Annotated in this window: 12 protein-coding genes; 4 read left to right on the forward strand and 8 right to left on the reverse strand. The window is 65.1% G+C overall.

What is annotated here, in order from left to right; all coding sequences use genetic code 11:
- Window positions 1–19: 19 nt before the first annotated feature.
- From E2E27_RS12655 to E2E27_RS12675, 5 genes are all read right to left on the reverse strand, one after another.
- On the reverse strand, window positions 20–1,510 hold the full coding sequence (locus tag E2E27_RS12655) for a tetratricopeptide repeat protein (protein WP_181443435.1): 1,491 nt from the start codon (window positions 1,508–1,510) through the stop codon (window positions 20–22).
- On the reverse strand, window positions 1,494–2,864 hold the full coding sequence (prsR, locus tag E2E27_RS12660) for a PEP-CTERM-box response regulator transcription factor (RefSeq protein ID WP_141459667.1): 1,371 nt from the start codon (window positions 2,862–2,864) through the stop codon (window positions 1,494–1,496). Before prsR ends, E2E27_RS12655 begins: the two co-directional genes overlap by 17 nt.
- Window positions 2,864–4,996 (reverse strand): XrtA/PEP-CTERM system histidine kinase PrsK, encoded by a 2,133-nt coding sequence (prsK, locus tag E2E27_RS12665; RefSeq protein ID WP_141459669.1) that lies wholly within the window; start codon window positions 4,994–4,996, stop codon window positions 2,864–2,866. Before prsK ends, prsR begins: the two co-directional genes overlap by 1 nt.
- A complete protein-coding gene (locus tag E2E27_RS12670) occupies window positions 4,975–6,360 on the reverse strand; it encodes a TIGR03013 family XrtA/PEP-CTERM system glycosyltransferase (RefSeq protein ID WP_141459671.1) in 1,386 nt (461 codons plus the stop codon). The genes prsK and E2E27_RS12670 overlap by 22 nt, the downstream gene beginning before the upstream one ends.
- Window positions 6,361–6,481: 121 nt before the next feature.
- Window positions 6,482–7,846 (reverse strand): helix-turn-helix domain-containing protein, encoded by a 1,365-nt coding sequence (locus E2E27_RS12675; RefSeq protein ID WP_141459673.1) that lies wholly within the window; start codon window positions 7,844–7,846, stop codon window positions 6,482–6,484.
- A gap of 182 nt (window positions 7,847–8,028) precedes the next feature.
- On the opposite strand from E2E27_RS12675, the gene E2E27_RS12680 reads away from it, so the two are divergent.
- Together E2E27_RS12680 and E2E27_RS12685 are read left to right on the forward strand one after the other, a co-directional pair.
- On the forward strand, window positions 8,029–9,627 hold the full coding sequence (locus tag E2E27_RS12680; protein ID WP_141459675.1) for an isocitrate lyase: 1,599 nt from the start codon (window positions 8,029–8,031) through the stop codon (window positions 9,625–9,627).
- Between the two features lie 96 nt (window positions 9,628–9,723).
- The gene (locus E2E27_RS12685) at window positions 9,724–9,909 is read left to right on the forward strand and encodes a hypothetical protein (RefSeq protein ID WP_141459677.1); all 186 of its coding nucleotides are present in this window, start codon (window positions 9,724–9,726) and stop codon (window positions 9,907–9,909) included.
- A gap of 95 nt (window positions 9,910–10,004) precedes the next feature.
- Here E2E27_RS12685 and E2E27_RS12690 read toward each other — a convergent pair whose 3' ends face one another.
- Window positions 10,005–11,321 carry an amidohydrolase gene (locus E2E27_RS12690; RefSeq protein WP_234036048.1) on the reverse strand — a complete coding sequence of 439 codons (1,317 nt, stop codon included), beginning with the start codon at window positions 11,319–11,321 and terminating at the stop codon, window positions 10,005–10,007.
- A gap of 189 nt (window positions 11,322–11,510) precedes the next feature.
- The gene (locus E2E27_RS12695; protein ID WP_141459681.1) at window positions 11,511–13,346 is read right to left on the reverse strand and encodes an SLC13 family permease; all 1,836 of its coding nucleotides are present in this window, start codon (window positions 13,344–13,346) and stop codon (window positions 11,511–11,513) included.
- A 409-nt stretch (window positions 13,347–13,755) separates the two neighbouring features.
- Between E2E27_RS12695 and E2E27_RS12700 the strand changes: the two genes are divergently transcribed.
- Window positions 13,756–14,802, forward strand: a complete 1,047-nt coding sequence (locus E2E27_RS12700) for a hypothetical protein (protein ID WP_181443436.1) — start codon at window positions 13,756–13,758, stop codon at window positions 14,800–14,802.
- The gene (locus E2E27_RS12705) at window positions 14,774–16,267 is read left to right on the forward strand and encodes a hypothetical protein (protein ID WP_141459685.1); all 1,494 of its coding nucleotides are present in this window, start codon (window positions 14,774–14,776) and stop codon (window positions 16,265–16,267) included. Before E2E27_RS12700 ends, E2E27_RS12705 begins: the two co-directional genes overlap by 29 nt.
- On the opposite strand, the gene E2E27_RS12710 is transcribed toward E2E27_RS12705, so the two are convergent.
- A protein-coding gene (locus E2E27_RS12710; protein ID WP_141459687.1) for an IS630 family transposase occupies window positions 16,234–17,180 on the reverse strand; the annotation gives its coding sequence in 2 pieces (ribosomal slippage) (window positions 16,234–16,841 and window positions 16,841–17,180; 948 coding nt in all). The two genes, E2E27_RS12705 and E2E27_RS12710, sit on opposite strands and share 34 nt — an antisense overlap.
- Window positions 17,181–17,351 lie beyond the last annotated feature (171 nt).

Below are 17,351 nucleotides of genomic sequence, written 5' to 3' on the forward strand. Positions count from 1 at the left end.
AGCGTGCTGGCGCGGTGCCCTATCGCGGCGAAAGCGCGCGCGGCTGCACCTCGGCGAGCACGGCGGCAAAGCGCGCCTCGCCCGGCTTGTCCTCCAGCGCCTGCGCGGCGCGCAGCCTGAGGCGGAGCAGCGCCGGGTCGTGCCCTGCCCCGAGCCGGATCGCATGGTCGAGCAATGCCGCCGCCCCGGCCCAGTCCCCCCCCGCCGCCAACCGCTCGGCCAGTGCGAAGGCCGCACTCGTGGTCTGGGGATCGCCGGCCATCTGCCGGATGAGGAGCAGATCGGCCACCTCGCCCCTGCCGCTGCGCTGAAAGGCGGCAATGGTCTTGCGCGCCAGCGGCCAGGGGCGGCGCGCCTCGGCGGCGAGGCCATAGGCAGTGAGCGCGGCCTGCGCGTCGCCTGCCCCCATGAAGGCATCGCCAGCGAGGCTCGCCACATCAGCCGAGGCCGGAAAGCGCTGGCGCAGCGCCTCCGCCCCGGTGCGGGCGCCATCGCGATTGCCGGCAAGCAGCGCCGCGCGGGTCTCTGCGGTGGGGACAGGCAGGCCGTCACGCACCGCCAGCACCACGGGGCCAGCGCGCATCGCTCCATAGGCGCGCGCCAGCAAGGGCGCGGCCGTGGCGCGATCCCCGCGCCGCTCATGCGCGCGAGCGACCAGCATGACGAGATAGGGCGAGGCCTCGGGCAGCGCCGCCTCCGGGCCGAAGCGCGCGATCAATGCGTCCTCACGCCCGCCCTCAAACAGCGCGCGCGCCAGCAGCTCGCGCACCCGGGCATTGGCGGGCTGGCGGGCCGAGAGCGTTTCTAGCGTGGCCGCCGCACTGTCGGCATTGCCTTCCTCGAGAGAAATCAGCGCATCGAGCAGCAGCGCCGCCGGAACTTCGCGCTGCGCCATGCCGCTGCGCTCGAGCAGGCTGCGGGCAAGGCCATATTCGCCCCCGCGCGCGGCGAGCACGGCCTGCAGCCAAGGCACGCGCGGATCATCCGGCGCGACCTCGGCGAGCACCCGCACCATCTTGAGCATCGCACCCGCCCGCCCGGCATCGCCCAGCGTGGCGGCGTATTCGGCAAGGATATCGGGATTGTCGGGCGCAGCCTTGCGCGCGGCGGCAAACCAGCGCAGCGCGTCGAGCGGCCCGTGGGCATCGCGCACCATCTGCGCGCGCAGCAGCAGCGCCGGGGCATGGTCGGGCCCGAAAGCGAGCGCGCGGTCCGCTGCTTCGAGCGCGGTCAGGTGCTCCCCGCCGCGCAGCCGCAGCCGGGCAATCGCGACCCACAGATCGGGACTTTCAGGCGCAAGGCTGCGCGCTTCATCGAGCATCCGCGCCGCATCGGGCAGCGCGCCGCGCGCCATGGCGGCATCGGCATCGGCAAGCAGACGGGCCAGCACCGCACCGCCTGCCACGGGCGGGCGCGGCGGGGTGTCCTCGATCTCCTCGCCGCACCCGGCCAGCCCCAGCACCAATGCTGCCGCGATCAGCGCGGCAGTGGCTCTAGGCCTGCAGGTCATACTGCTTGAGGAGATCATACAGCGTCGGGCGGCTGATCCCGAGCAGCTTGGCGGTGCTCGAGATATTGCCCTCACTGCGGGCGAGCGCGTGGCGGATCACCCGGCGATCGGCAGCCTCGCGCGCGGCCTTGAGGTTGAGCACATCGGCATCTCCTTCCTCGCCCGCGCCGAAATCGAGATCCTCGGCATTCACCAGCTTGCCATCGGCCATGATCACCGCGCGCTTCACCCGGTTTTCCAGCTCGCGGACATTGCCCGGCCAGTCATGCGCGTCGATCGCGGCGAGCGCATCGGGGGCAAAGCCGGTCACCGCCGGGTTCATTTCGGCGGCAAAGCGCTTGAGGAAGGCCTTGGCGAGCAGCACCGGATCGCCATGCCTTTCGGCAAGGCCAGGAATGCGCACGACGATCTCCGCAAGTCGATAGAACAGATCCTCGCGGAAGGCCCCTGCGGCGATCATGCTCTCGAGGTTCTGGTGGGTCGCGCAGACAATCCGGGTGTTGACCGCAATCGCCTTGCGCCCGCCGACGCGCTCGATGGTGCGTTCCTGCAGGAAGCGCAGCAGCTTGACCTGAAGCGGCAACGGAATGTCGCCGACCTCGTCGAGAAACAGGGTGCCGCCGTCGGCGTTTTCGATCTTGCCCTCGGTGGTTTTGACTGCGCCGGTGAATGCGCCCTTTTCGTGCCCGAACAGCTCGCTTTCGAGCAGGTTTTCCGGGATCGCGGCGCAGTTGATCGCAACGAAAGGCCCGCCCGCGCGGTCGCTGGCATCGTGCAGGCCCTTCGCCAGCAGTTCCTTCCCCGTCCCGCTCGCGCCCAGCAGCATTACGGAGACGCTGGTCTTGGCGACACGTTCGATGGTGCGCGCGACCTTCACCATTTCGGGCGCGCCGGTGATCATCCGGCCGAGCACGGTCTTGTCGGCGCTCGATGAGGCGACCAAGCGGCGGTTCTCTTCCTCGATCGCACGCAGGTTGAAAGCGCGGCGTACGATCAGGCCCAGCGCGTCGATATCGATCGGCTTCTGGTAGAAATCATAGGCCCCGCGCGCGATCGCCGCGAGCGCGCTTTCGCGTGCGCCGTGGCCCGAGGCGACAATCACCTTGGTGTCGGGCTTCAGCGCCATGATCGCATCGAGCACGGCAAAGCCCTCGGTCGTGCCGTCGGGATCGGGCGGCAGGCCGAGATCGAGCGTAACCACGCCCGGCATCTCCGATCGCAGCGCCGCAATCGCGCTGTCGCGGTCGCCCGCGATCACCACCTCGAAATCGTCATAGGCCCATTTGAGCTGGGCCTGCAGGCCGGGATCGTCCTCGATCACCAGCAGCACGGGTTTCCTGTCAGCAGCAGCCATTATGCAACCTCTTGAATATCGGTTTCGGCACCGGCCAGTCGCACCGCTTCGGCGCGCGGCAGCACCACCGAAAAGCGCGTGCCGAGCCCCTTGCGGCTTTCCACCGCGATCCGCCCGCCCATCGCCTTGATGAGTTCGCGCGCTTCGAACGCGCCGATCCCGAACCCGCCCGATTTGGACGAGACGAAAGGCTTGAACAGACCGCTGCGGATGAATTCCGGCGTCATGCCCTGCCCGGAATCGACCACGTCGATCGCGCCGTGCAGCCCCTCGGCCGAGACATCGAGGAACACCGGAAGATCGCCCTCGGTCGCATCGATCGCGTTCTGCACCAAATGGATCAACGCCTGTTCCAGCGCCTCGCGGTTGCCCATCACCTCGACCGGAACCTCGCGGGTCAGCGCGACGGGGTGCACGCCCTTAAACCGGGCAGCGATGCCGCGCGCCAGATCGACCAGCTCGATCGGGCCTGTCGCATTGACCTGCCCCGAACCATAGCGCCCGAGCCGCGCCAGCAGCGCCGAAAGCTTGTCGGCCGAATTGCGCAAGGTCACCAGCATGTCGGCGCGGAAGGCCGGGTTGTCGGCGTGCTTTTCGGCATTGGCGGCAAGCAGGGTGAGCTGGCTGACGAGGTTCTTGATGTCGTGCATCACGAAGGCCATGCGACGGTTGAACTCATCGAAGCGGCTCGCGTCCATCAGCGCCTGCTGCCCGGCCTGTTCGGCGAGATAGCTCGCCAGCTGCTGCCCGGCTGTGCGCAGCAGGTCAAAGTCCTCCCAGTCGAGCTGGCGCGGATTGCGCGGGCGGGCAAGCACGATCGCGCCCACCAGGCGGTCGAAATGGATCAGCGGCACCAGCGCCCAGGCATCCTCGGCCTCGATCAGCCATTCGGGCACGTGTGCGCCCTCGCCATGGTGATCGACGCCGCGCCGCGCCTCGTCAAGCGCGAGCACCAGATTGTGCTGTTCGAGCATCCCGGCCAGCACGAAATCGCTCGCCAGCGCCGGGACCGCGATAGTCGGCCAGTTCCAGCGTGCGGTGAGTTCGAGCCGGGCTTCGTCATTGGGCATCAGCAGCAGGCCGGCGGGGCTTTCGGTGATGTCGGCGAGCGCCTTGACCGCGCGTTCCTCGAGACTGGCACTGCCGGTGCCTCCGTGGCCGATGGTGCGGGTGAAGCGCAGCCATTCCTGCCGGTAATCGTAGCGGTGCTGGAACAGGTGCTTGGTCGCCGTCACCCGCATCCACCCGCGCAGCCGGGGCGATGGCAGGGCGATCGCGGCGGCCAGCACCGCCGCCACCAGAAACATCACCTGACTGGTGCGCGCCATGTCGCCGCCCAGCAGCGCGAGCGACTTGGTCACCAGCACCATCGCGGCCAGATAGCCGCCGATCAGCAGTAGCGAGAGCGTGCGGAAGGTCACCGTGCGCGAGGGGCTGAACTGCACCCGCGGCCCGGCGGCATTCATTCCCAGCGCGAACAGCACCGCCATGGTGCCGGCAAATACACCGCGCAGGTCGGTCAATCCCGGAGGTGCAGTGCCGCTCAGATAGGCGATGGTGGCGAGGTTGAGATCGTAGGCGAAGATCCCCGCCAGACCGATCCCGGTCCAGCGCAGCACCGGCCGCATCGCGCTCGCCGCGCCTGCATATAGGTTGTGGAGCAGCATCAGCGCGCCGATCGAGACCAGCATGTCGATCAGCACCCGCGCCTCGAAGACCGCGCGCAGTGCGTGCGCATCGCCCGCGATGCGGCTGCCGACCAGCAGCACCACCGGCTGCAGCAGTTGCACCATCACCAGCGCGACGATCACCGGGCGCACCGGCTTGAGGCTCGCCGAGCGGCCGTCCGCGGCGAACAGGCTGAAGATCGTCGCGATCAGGGCCAGATTACGCACCAGCGCGGCGATGATCGTCGCATCGTGATCGGGCCCGAGCCCGGCGGCCAGCGAACACCACACCGCGCTCGCGCCAGCGGCCAGCATAAGACCGGGCCGATCGGGCCGCGCGCGCTCCCCATGGCGCCACAGCCACAGCAAGGCGCCCGCGCTCAACACCGCGCCCGCCAGCCATGCGAAGAAGCCCGCCAGCGGCGCTATGGCAGCCGCCCAGATCACCGCGCGCCCTCCGGCCACAGGATCACCCGCAGCGTCTGCAACAGGATCACGAAATCGAGGAAGGGCGTGTAGTTCTTGGCGTAGTAGAGATCATATTCGAGCTTGCAGCGGCTGTCCTCGACCGAGGCGCCGTAGGGGTAATTGATCTGCGCCCAGCCCGTGATGCCGGGCTTCACCATGTGGCGTTCGCTGTAAAAGGGGATTTCCTCTTCCAGACTTTCGACAAAGGAAGGCACCTCCGGGCGCGGACCGACGAAGCTCATCTCGCCCTTGAGCACGCTCCAAGTCTGGGGCAGCTCGTCGATCCGCACCTTGCGGATGAAGCGCCCGAGCCGGGTGATGCGCGGGTCGTTTTCCTCGGCCCATTTGGCCCCGTCCTTCTCGGCATCGGTGCGCATCGAGCGCAGCTTGATGAGCGTGAAAGGCTCGCCATAGAGCCCCACGCGCTTCTGGCGGAAGAAGGCAGGGCCCTTGCTGTCGAGCTTCACCAGCCCGGCGAAGAGCAGGATAACCGGGAAAGTCAGCGCCAACAGGATCGTGCTCGCGACAATATCGAAGATGCGCTTCGAGGCGCTCGAAAACATCCGGCTGCTGGAAAAGCCGTCCGAGAATATCAGCCAGCTGGGATTGATCGTGTCGAGATCGACGCGGCCCGTCTCGCGCTCAATGAAGCTGGAGAAATCGTTGACGTGGACGCCTTTGGTCTTAATCCTGAGCAGGTCCTTCAGGGGCAGGGCATTGCGGCGTTCCTGCAAGGCGAGCACCACCTCGGACACGCCGAGATTCTCGACGAAGCGACCCAGATCGTGGATCGCCGCGCGCGGGATCGCCTCATCGAGGCAGCGATCGCTCTCGCTCATCGCGATGAAGGCGACGATGGCAAAGCCGGATTCGGGCCGCTCGCCCAGATCGCGCAGGCGCACCGCGCGGTCGCTCGCTCCCAGCACCATCACCCGGCGGCGGAAGGCGGAGGAGCCGAGGAAGGAATTGAGCAGCAGCCGGTCGGCAACCAGCACCAGAATGGCAAGGCCCATGGTATAGAGCAGGGTCGATCGCCAGAAGATGTCGCTGCGGATCACGAAGTCGATCACCGCCAGCGCGATGATCCCTAGGCTGATTGCCACCAGCACCCGTGCGCCTGCAAAACGCAAGGATCGCAGGGCGTTGGGGCCGTAAACCCCGACAGCGATCATCGCCAGCCAGATCACCGAGGCGGTGCCGAACAGCGCCAACCCGCGATCGCCCACCTGACCGAGATCCATCCCGATCTGATGCGCGCGCCACTGCCATGCGATCTCGCTCGCCAGCACCAGCAAGCCGAGATCGAGCAGGCCGAGCAGCAGCACGGCGTGCGGGATATAATGCTTGAACAGGCGGATCATCGCGTGGGGGGCCTCTGGTGCATGCCCCCACGCTTCTAGGCCTCAGTCCTTAAGTGTCGGTAAATTTTACACCACCCCGCGCGCGCCGCTTTCCTGCGGGTTGCGGTGGTTAATGCGGGCCTCACGAACCGCCGCGCGGGCGTGGCAGCGTGCTGGCGAGGCGCGCGGGCGCCGGGGTCAGGCAGTCGGTCTTGCCGCAGCGCCCGCACGGCACGCCCAGCGGGACGGCATCGAGCCGGTCGAGCGAGACCCCGCGCGCGTGGGCGAGGTCACCGGCAAAGCGCGCCTCGATCCCCAGCACCACCGCGCGCCGCCCGGCGCACATCACGCCGTCGCCGTCGACCGTGCGGGTGATGGTGAACCAGTGGCGCCCCGAACCCGTGGCCGCGCTCTCGCCCTCGCCGAAGGTGACGGCCTGCGTCAGCACGGTGCCCGGCCGCTCGAAGGCGGCATAGGGCACCCAGGCCGGCGCGCGCGCGCCGTCGAGCGGGTAGAGCGCGCCGCTTCCGCCCGAAGTGAACTGCGTCATGCGCCCCGCCCGGTCGATCACCGCCATGAAGAACGGCAGGCCCCGCTCGCCCACGCGGCCCAAGGTGGTGAGCCGCGCGGCGACCTGATCGAAGCTGACGGCAAAACGGCGTTGCAGTACGGCGAGGTCATATCCGGTCGCCTCGCAGGCGCGCAGAAAGCGGCGGTAGGGCAGCAGCAGCGCGCCCGCGAGGTAATCGGCGATATGTTCTCGCAAGGCATCGCGCGCCTCGCCGCTGGCGAGACCGGCGCCCGCGACGAGTTGTTCGATCCCCTCGCGCATCTCCAGCATCCCCACCTGCCGCGCGATCTGGAACCGCCGTGCAGCACCGGGGAGCATCTCGGACAGCTGCAACTGGCGGGCGTGCAGATCGAGCCGGTGGACCTGCCCCGGCATGACCTCGGCAGGCAGGATGCGCACCTGCAACTGGTGTTTTTCCCGCAGCCGTTCGGACAAGGCCGCAGCAATCTCGCCGCGCGACAGCCGCAACTCGTCAGCCAGGTCCTCGGCGGCGTGATCGAGATCGGCGAAGTGGTTCTGCCACCGTTCGATGGCGCGTCGGACGGCAGTGGCGCTGTCCTCGACCATGATCCGCTCGCCCCCGCCCGTATCGTAAAGCCGCGCGAAGGCGGCGGCGACCTGCGGAGCGGCGGCGAGCAGTTCCTGCACCTCCTCGCGGTCGATCCCGAGATCGGCAAAGCGCTTGTCGGCAAGCCGCCGCGCCATCCCGTCGAGCCCGCCGATCGCCTCGTCCTCGCGCAGGGAGCGCGGGTCGAAGTCGAAGCGTTCGATCACCTGCACCAGCACCCGGGCGGATAGCGGACGCTGGTTGCGCTCGATCAGGTTGAGGTAGGAGGGCGAAATGCCGAGCATCCCGGCCATCGCGGCCTGCGTGAGGCTTTCGCGCTTGCGCAGTCGGCGCAGCGCGGGTCCGGCGAGAAGGTTGGTGTCGGCCATGGCACCTTTTGTAAATTATTTTACTGATTGACACAATATTTCGGGCAATTGTCCGCATAGCGACACGATTTTCTGTAAGTTTTCCTGTCATGCTGCGCTGCACCACGGCAAAGCCTGACCAACCAAGCGGCGCGAGTCCTCACGGGCACCGCACCATTCCCCAGGTTGGACAGGAGAACGTTATGACCTACCAGAACACCATTACCCAGATGCAGGGTGTCGTCGCCGCGAACGGGCCGAGCTGGGCAGCAATCGACCCCGAGAGTGCCGCCCGCATGGTGATCCAGAACCGTTTCCGCACCGGGCTCGACATCGCCAAGTACACCGCCAAGATCATGCGCGCCGACATGGCCACCTATGATGCCGACACCGCGCAATACACCCAGTCGCTGGGCTGCTGGCACGGCTTCATCGCGCAGCAGAAGATGATCGCGATCAAAAAGCACTTCGGCTCGACCAAGCGCCGCTACCTCTACCTTTCGGGCTGGATGGTTGCCGCGCTGCGCAGCGAGTTCGGCCCGCTGCCCGACCAGTCGATGCACGAGAAGACCTCGGTGCCCGCGCTGATCGAGGAGCTCTACACCTTCCTCAAGCAGGCCGACGCCCGCGAGCTCGGCATGATGTTCCGCGCGCTCGACGCTGCCCGCAAGGCCGGTGACGCGGTGGAAGCCAAGCGCATCGAGAACGCGATCGACAATTACGAAACCCACGTCGTGCCGATCATCGCCGATATCGACGCGGGCTTCGGCAATGCGGAAGCCACCTACCTGCTCGCCAAGAAGATGATCGAGGCGGGTGCCTGCGCGCTCCAAATCGAGAATCAGGTCTCGGACGAGAAGCAGTGCGGCCACCAGGATGGCAAGGTCACCGTGCCGCACGAGGACTTCCTCCAGAAAATCCGCGCCTGCCGCCACGCCTTCCTCGAAATGGGCGTGGAAGACGGCATCATCGTCGCCCGCACCGACTCGCTCGGCGCCGGCCTCACCAAGCAGATCGCCTTCTCGAAGGAGCCGGGCGACCTTGGCGACCAGTACAACAGCTTCCTCGATGCCGAGGAGGTTGACCCCGCCAACATCACCAACGGCCAGGTCTTCATCAGCCGCGACGGCAAGCTGCTCGCCCCCAAGCGCCTGCCTTCGAACCTCTACCAGTTTCGCCCCGGCACGGGCAAGGACCGCGTGGTGCTCGATTGCATCACCTCGCTCCAGAACGGCGCCGACCTGCTCTGGATCGAGACCGAGAAGCCGCACGTCGAGCAGATCGCCGGCATGGTCGACCGCATCCGCGAAGTCGTCCCGAACGCCAAGCTGGTCTACAACAACTCGCCCAGCTTCAACTGGACGCTGAACTTCCGCCAGCAGGTGTTCGACGCGTGGGCCGAAGCGGGCAAGGACGTGTCGGCCTATGACCGGGCCAAGCTGATGAGCGTCGACTACGACGGCACCGATCTCGCCGCCGAAGCCGACGAGAAGATCCGCACCTTCCAGCGCGACGCCGCTGCGCGGGCCGGGATCTTCCACCACCTCATCACCCTGCCGACCTACCACACCGCCGCGCTCAGCACCGACAATCTCGCCCGCGAGTACTTCGGCGAGGCCGGGATGCTCGGCTACGTCAAGAACGTGCAGCGCGAGGAGATCCGTCAGGGTATCGCCTGTGTGAAACACCAGAACATGTCGGGCAGCGACATCGGTGACGATCACAAGGAATACTTCGCCGGCGAAGCCGCGCTGAAGGCGGGCGGCGTCCACAATACGATGAACCAGTTCGAGGCAGCATAGCCTCAGGGAGAGGCCGGAAGGCTCGCGAATTGCGGCCTTCCGGTTGCCCGCAAAGCCGCCTAAGGCTGGCCGGGTAATCACCCTAGGAGAGTGACGATGAGCGATACCGAAACCACCAACCCCGAACCGGCCCGCGCCCGCGCGCTGCTCTCGACCGCCGATATGAAGTTGCTGCGCCGTGCGTTGGAAAGCCACGCCCGCAACACCGAAGACCGCGAAGAGCTGGCCAAGATCAACGCCCTGCACCACCGCCTGGGCACCTACGTTCCCGCGTCGGAATAACCCCCTTTCACAGTTCTCCTGGGGAGGAGAAACGGCCGCCGGAATGCTCTGTCGCAGAGGTCATTCCGGCGGCCAATTTTGTTGCAGGCCAGCGCCTATCTCTTCGCCATCAGGTCGAGCGTCGCTGCCGTCAGCGCCTCGGTCGCGGTGGCGATCACCACCGGGGCATCGGGCGCCCAGAAGGGCGAATGGAGCGAGGGCAGCGTAATCTCGCCCGCCTGCGCCTTGTCCCACTCGCTCGCGCGCACCCCGCCAACCCACAGGATCAGCGATTCGACGTTCTCGCGGTCTGCCCGGTGGAACTGGCTGAAATCCTCGCCGCCCATCACCGCCGGCACTTCGAACAGCTTCTCGCCGAAGCGCGGCTGGAGGCGTGCCACCACCCGCTCGGTCAGCGCGGGCGTGTTGAAGGTCGCGGGCACATAAGGATCGGCCACGGTCACAAGCGGCAGCTTGTCTTCGGGCATGCCCGCCGCAATCGCCTCGCCCCGCGCGATCCGCGCGATCCCTTCGAGCAATTGCGCACGGGTCTTGTCGGAATAGCTCCGCACCGTCAGCTGCAATCGGGCTTCATCGGGGATGATATTGTGCTTGGCACCCGCCTGAAAGCTGCCGACCGTGACCACCGCCGAATCGGTCGGGTTCAATTCGCGGCTCACCAGCGTCTGCAACCGCATGACGATGCTGGCGGCGAGCACGACCGGATCCTTGGTGGTGTGCGGATAGGCCCCGTGCCCGCCCACGCCCGGCACCACGATATCGACCGAATCGACATTGGCGAGTGCGAAGCCTTTGGCATAGCCGATCTGCCCGGCCGGAAACTGCGCGGCATCGTGGAAGGCGAGCACGTAGTCGGGCTTGGGAAAGCGGGTGAACAGCCCGTCGTCCAGCATCGCCTTGGCGCCCTCCCCGATTTCCTCGGCGGGCTGGAGGATCATCACCAGCGTGCCCGACCAATCGGCCTTGCGCGCGACCAGTTGCTGCGCGGTGCCGATCCAGGCGGCCATGTGGGTGTCGTGCCCGCAGGCGTGCATCACCCCGGTCTCGGTGCCGTTCTGGGCGACCGCGCGGCGCTTGGAAGCGTAGGGCAATCCGGTCTGCTCGATCACCGGCAGCCCGTCCATATCGGCGCGCAGCATTACCGTGGGGCCCTCGCCGTTGCGCAGCACCGCGACGACGCCGGTCTTGCCGACGCCCTCGGTCACCTCGAAGCCCAGCGCACGGGCACGGGCCGCGAGCTTGGCGGCGGTTTCCACCTCCTGAAAGCTCAGCTCGGGGTTCGCGTGGAGATCCTGATAGAGTTCGACCAGCGCAGGCAGATCGGCGGCCACCGCATCGCGCAATTCATCCGCCCGCGCCGGGCTTGCCGCCAGCGCCATCAGCGCCAGAGCGCTCGCTCCTGCCCGAATCATCCCTGCTCGCATCATCGGCCCCTTTCGTTCATCTCCGCTTGTGTTGGAGACACATGAGACACTGTCCAGAGACAAAACTCCCGGCCCTGGCACAGCCCCCCTTAACCTCAAAAAACGGGCGCATCGCGATGGAGAAAAGCGCTGACATCGGGCCACCATGCCACAGCCCGCCCGATGTAGGAAACTGCCCTAAAGCCCGTACCACAGCACCAGCAGCACCGAGAGCACCGTTACCATCAGCGCCACCAGCGGAACCCCGGCGCGGACATAATCGCTGAACTCGTATCCGCCTTCGGACATGATCAGCAGATTGGTCTGATAGGCGATCGGCGTCGCGAAGGAGAGGTTGCAGCCGAACAGCACCGCCAGCACCAGCGGCTCGGGCGGCAGGCCCAGTTGCACCGCGATATTGTAGGCAATCGGCGTGCCGACCGTCGCTGCGGTGGCATTGGAGGCGAAGTTGGTGATCAGCGTCACGAACAGCATGATCGCCGAAAGCACCAGCGCGGGCGGCAGATAGCCCAGCCCGAGCGAGAGCGCCTGCCCCAGCCATTCGGCCGCACCGCTCTCGTCGATCACGCGGCCGATGGCGAGGCTCGCTGCGATCAGCACGATCACCTTGGCCGAGAGCGCGCGGCCCACGCGGTCGAACTTCACGCAGCCGGTCACGAACATGATGATCGCGCCCGCCAGCGCCGAAATCGCAATCGGCAGCTTGATCGGGGCAAAGCCGTTGGCATCGAACCACGGCAGCCCGACCGAGGCGGTGGCGATCGCCCCCAGCATGATCGCGCCCGCCAGCAGAGCCTTGGAGCGACGCGGCAGCTCGCGCGCGCCTTCGAGCCGCAGCAGCCCGTCGGACTGGGCAAAGGCTTGCAGGTCGTCCTCGATCCCCATTACCAGCAGCACGTCACCTTCGAGGATGCGCAGGTCGCCCGCCTCGGTATAGGTGTCCCGCTCGCCCAGAATGCGGTTGGGCCGGTGAATGCCGAGCACCGCGACACCGTAGAGATCGGCGATGCCCGAGCTTGCCAGCGTCCGGCTGATGAGGCGCGAATCCGCCGTCACCGTCATCTCGACCGCCATGATATCCTGATCCTTGGACTTGGACATGCGGCGGATGCGGTCGAGCACCCATGCCGGGGCAAGCTCGCCCTTGAGCACACGCGCGGCTTCCTCGAGCGCTTCGTGCGTGCCCGAGATGCGCAGGCGATCTTCGGGACGCAGCGTGCCGGCGGGTGCGCTGTGGACGGTGATGCCCTCGGGCAGCTTGCTCTGCACGGCCGAGAGGTCGCCGCCCCCCAGCACGCTGCTGGCAGCCACGCGCAGCCGGGTGTGGAAGGTGCGCCGCGCCTGCTCGCCCACGGTGCTGTTGTCGCGCAGCGTGCGCGGCATGACCAGCCAGAGATAGGGGATCGCGACGAGCCCGGCCATCAGCACGATCGGGGTGAAGGCGAAGACGCTCATAGCGGGCAGGCCGATATCGGCGGCAATCGTCACCACAAGGATATTGGTCGATGTGCCGATGGTGGTCGCCATGCCGCCCAGAAGCACCGCGCAATTGAGCGGCATGAGAACCTTTGACGAGGCCATCAGGCCCTTGCTCGCGATCGCCACCACGATCGGGATCAGCAGCACCATCACCGGCGTGTCGTTGACGAACATCGACATCCCGAAGGCGAGCAGCAGCGCGGTCAACAGGCCGATCTGCGGGCTGAAGCGGAACACGCTTTCCAGCAATCGGGCAAAGGGTTCCAAGGCGCCGGTCACCACCAGCCCGCGCCCGAGGATCATCAGCGCGCAGATCGTGATCAGCGCCGAATGGCCGAACCCGCCGAAGGCGAGCGCCAGCCCGTCGGTCGGCTTGGTGCCTTCGAGCGGCGCGAAATAGAGTCCGACGCCGATCACCGCGATGATCACCAGCGAGATGATCTCTTCGGGATAGCGGCCGCGCACGAAGGCGACGAACATGGCGATGGTCAGCGCCATGGCCGCTATCGCATGATAGGAGGGAGCTTCGAGCATGGCGTTGTCCGCAAGGGCTAGCCAATCGCAGGGGCGACCGGCAAGCGAATTGTGAATGCCGGCTGACAGGAAGCCTGCCGGGCGGGGTATGCGGATTGCTTTGAGGAGGTGGTGCCCCATGGAGTCCGAAAATGGGAACCAAAACCTTTGGCAAATCACTCTGGATAGGCTCTGAATGGCTTCCAGAGTCACGCCTCCCGGCGAAGCTTTGGGTCTAAGCTTGTAAGATGCATGGGCTGGGAGGTGCCAAGGTTTTGCCATCCGTGCGAATAACGGGAGCACTGCAGGTTGGCAGCTCTCGCATCTCTCCGCGATCCTTGACCCCAAACGGAGATGGTGCGTTCATATTGATATTGCATTGCTAATGACCGCGGGAGCGATCACCATAGCTTGGCAAGGAGGGCGCCTTTTGAGCTACTTATTGGACGAGGAACTGGACAGTCTTCGCGTGTCGCGGATGATCATTCATGTTGTGGGTCAGCGCGACGCAGATTTTGTGCCGCAGCCCGAAATCGAGGTCCAACAAGAGGGGTTTTTCCGGGCCCGGATTGTTTCCGAAGCTGCCGATGGGGTGCATAGGTTCTCAGAAGACTCCCCAGTTAAGGCCATAATCGAGTCGATGGCGCGGGACGAAATTGAGTTCGAAGCCGGCGGACAGCAATTGGCCCGCCGGTTTTGGGAGATGCACGTCAGGCAAAGCATCGCAGGGGCTTTCTTTGTAGTCGAACTACAATCTGACCTCAAAGGAACCAGGCTCTATGCCATGATCAAGTATGATTACCGTGAGGCAGTCGAATTGGCCGAGGCTGATGGGCGCAGTGTGCTGCGGGCTATCGTTCAAGCCTTCGTCAAGGAGCGACGCGCTATCCAAAAATTCTGTTTGGCGCGCGTGCGTGAGGGAGTGACAGAGGAGGTCGTCACAGCTTCGGATCGAATGAAGGAAGCGCCTGATTTAACAGATTATTTTGAGCGCTATCTCGGTGTTTCGCGATCCCGCTCCAATGACGAATTGTCTTCAAGGCTCAACGAGGCGTTACGCGGCACGCTGGAAGACGTAAGATCTGATTTGCCGAGGGGTGACGTGGGCGGAGCAGTGGCACGTGCAAAAGTCGCACTGCAAGGGCGGGCGGTTGTGTCCAATGATGATGTCGTGGACGCAGTTTTGCATGCGGCCAATCGCCCTGACGACGAGGCGGTGCGAGCCCGCTTGGAGGCCGCCACTCGCCGACGACTGCGAAAGCAGAACCTCCAAGATGTTGAGTTCCGTCCCAACCGTAGAGTGCTTCAGGTACAGCCACGGCGCATCATAAGGACAGCTGAGGAGGTCCGGCTGGAGTTCCCGGCTGAGGAGTTAGGCAACACTGTAATCCGTCAAGAAACCCCCGAAGGCGTCGTATTTACGATCCGACCGAGCAGGCTAATCGAAGATGGCACCCTCCCAGATCGCACTCGCTAAAGCGCTAAATGAGCTTGTGGATGCTGGCCGCGTTGTCATTACCGAGACCCGTGCGAGGCTTGCGGTCAATCAGCTGAATGGAACTGAGGCCGAGGCAATTGTCGACCTTCTGGAGGCCGATGGCTGGCATGACGTATTGGCAAGCGACGCCGGCGGCGAGATACCCCGCAACCTACTCCCCACCAGCGGAGAAGGGGTGCGGGTCACCGCAGTTCGCATGCCATTACCCGATGGGGTCGAGGCTGTCCTGACGAAATCCGGGTTTGGAGCACTCCTTGATCGCCCCTCCGCCACGTCTGTGGTCTGGGTCCACGGGTTGCGGGCACCTGTTGAAACATTGTCGGTGCTTTATGCACCTTGGGGAATCGTCGAGCCGTTTGTCCCACTTGATGCACCAGCAAATCCTGCGCGGGTCGTGCGAGTTCTTGGCCCGAGTGGCCCTGGCGACCAGATAGGCCGCTGGCTGCTACGATCATCAGATCAGAGCGCTGAAGTTGAGGCAATGGCGCCATGGAAAGAGCGCGCCACTAAGCGGCTGCTAGCGTCATTGGCACAAGAAATTGAGTCCGATGCAAGGCTGCTGTTTCGTGGTCCGCCACCGACGCGCTTTTCTCAGACTAACGGGAGCATCGATCAAACTTTGTTTGCGACGCTCCAATCTACGGCGGGCTGGGTGTATGAAAATAGCCGCGAGCTCGACAATCGTCATGGTCTTTTGGCTGCCGAAGTGGCGAGAACTTCGCTTCGAGACGGAAGCTTGAAGGATCTAGCCGTTACCTTACCCGCCGCGCTCGAGAGTGCCAAGATCGCCTACAACTTTGGGGTCACACAGCAAAGCAAGGATACCCTGAAGGCGCTCAGCGACCTGCGCAAATCAGTTTCAGATGACACCGCGAAGCTGTCTGAGACTACTCGCTCACTCGGCGGCGCGGTGATCAGCGCAGTATTTGGCAACATCGGCCTTATTGTCGCGAGGCTCACGCTACCGACGAACGGTGCCTTCATCGGCCCGGCAGCGATGTTGATCGGGATAGTCCTGACGATTTACGTTGGAGCCGTCATTGCTAGCGGTGCGCACTACATTGCGATCCAACGCGATTTGCGGAACGACTGGCGTTTCCGGCTCTATCGCTTTCTAGGCGACGACGAATACAATGTGATGGTGACCCTGCCCGCGAAGAGGGCGGAGCGCGCATTCTGGGGCACAGCGATCGCTGGAGCTCTGATGACAGTGTTTCTGCTAATCGCTGTCTATTTCATTGCAGCTGCGCCACCAGTCTCAGCCGAGAAGCCGCGTGGCACGTCTTCGCAAGACGCTGTAGAGAGGCTGGAGCCTACACCTGATGCAGCGGCTATAACTGAAGCGCCGAAGGCAGAATCTGTGGTGCCTAGCCCCAAGCTGAATCCGGCTTCGCCTAGAGCGTTTTCCGATCACTCTGGTTCATATCTACAAGATTTGAAGTAATTGGCGCATTCGTCCGGTTGGAAGATGTCGACGAGCCTGCCGATCAGGTCCCAGAGGCCGCGGACGGTGCGCTCGCCAGCCTTGCGCAGCATGGCCTTGAGACGGGAGAACGCCTTCTCGATTGGATTGAAGTCGGGGCTATAGGGCGGGAGGAAGCGCAGCGTGGCACCGGCCGCTTCGACCTTTTCCTTTACCGCCATCCGTTTGTGGCTCGACAGGTTGTCCATGATGACCACGTCTCCGGGCTTGAGTTCGGGCACCAGCACTTGGGTGACATAGGCTTCGAACCAGTCGCCGTTGATCGGCCCGTCGAGCACCATCGGAGCGACCATGCCGGTCATACGCAGGCCCGCGACCAGCGTCGTCGTTTTGCGATGACCATGCGGGAAGCCCATGCGCAACCTTTCGCCCTTCGGGCACCGACCATGGCTTCGGGTCATGTTCGTAGCGGTCCACGTCTCGTCGATGAACACGAGGCGCTCAGGATCGAGATCGAGTTGGTCGTCGAACCAGCGCTGCCGCTGCCTCAGGACGTCGGGCCGGTCTTGCTCGATCGCGTGCCCGGACTTTTTTTACGCGTGATCCGGTGACGATCAAAGAACCGCCACAGCGTGCCGATCCCAACGCTGACGCCGCTTGCGGCAAGTCCGGACTGTATCTCGGCAAGCGTGATGTCGCCGTTCTCCTCCAGCATTGCCATGATCTGCTCGTGGTGGGCTTCGGTCTTCGATGAGCGCTGGTCGCCGCCGGGCTTTCTGGCAACGGCTCGACCGTGTTCTCGCGCAAGCTGGTGCCAGCGGATGGCGCTCGACACACTTACTCCAAAGCGAGCTGCAGCAGAACGGCGGCTCAGGCCACCATCAATCGCCGCAACAACCCGGTCACGTAAATCCTGGGAAAGCGCTTTCGACATCCAAGCCGGCCTCCTTCGCCAGCTTGGACTCTGAATCAGAGATGCGCCCGAAACGGAATCCTCATCGATTCAGCCACTGTGGAAAACGCTCTAAAGAGGCGTCTCTCCCCGTCCACCCCATCACGTCACTGAGCCTCGCGCTATGGAGAGCGGGGAGACCCTGAAGGCGTC

The sequence above is a fragment of the Porphyrobacter sp. YT40 genome, assembly GCF_006542605.1.
GTDB lineage: Bacteria > Pseudomonadota > Alphaproteobacteria > Sphingomonadales > Sphingomonadaceae > Erythrobacter.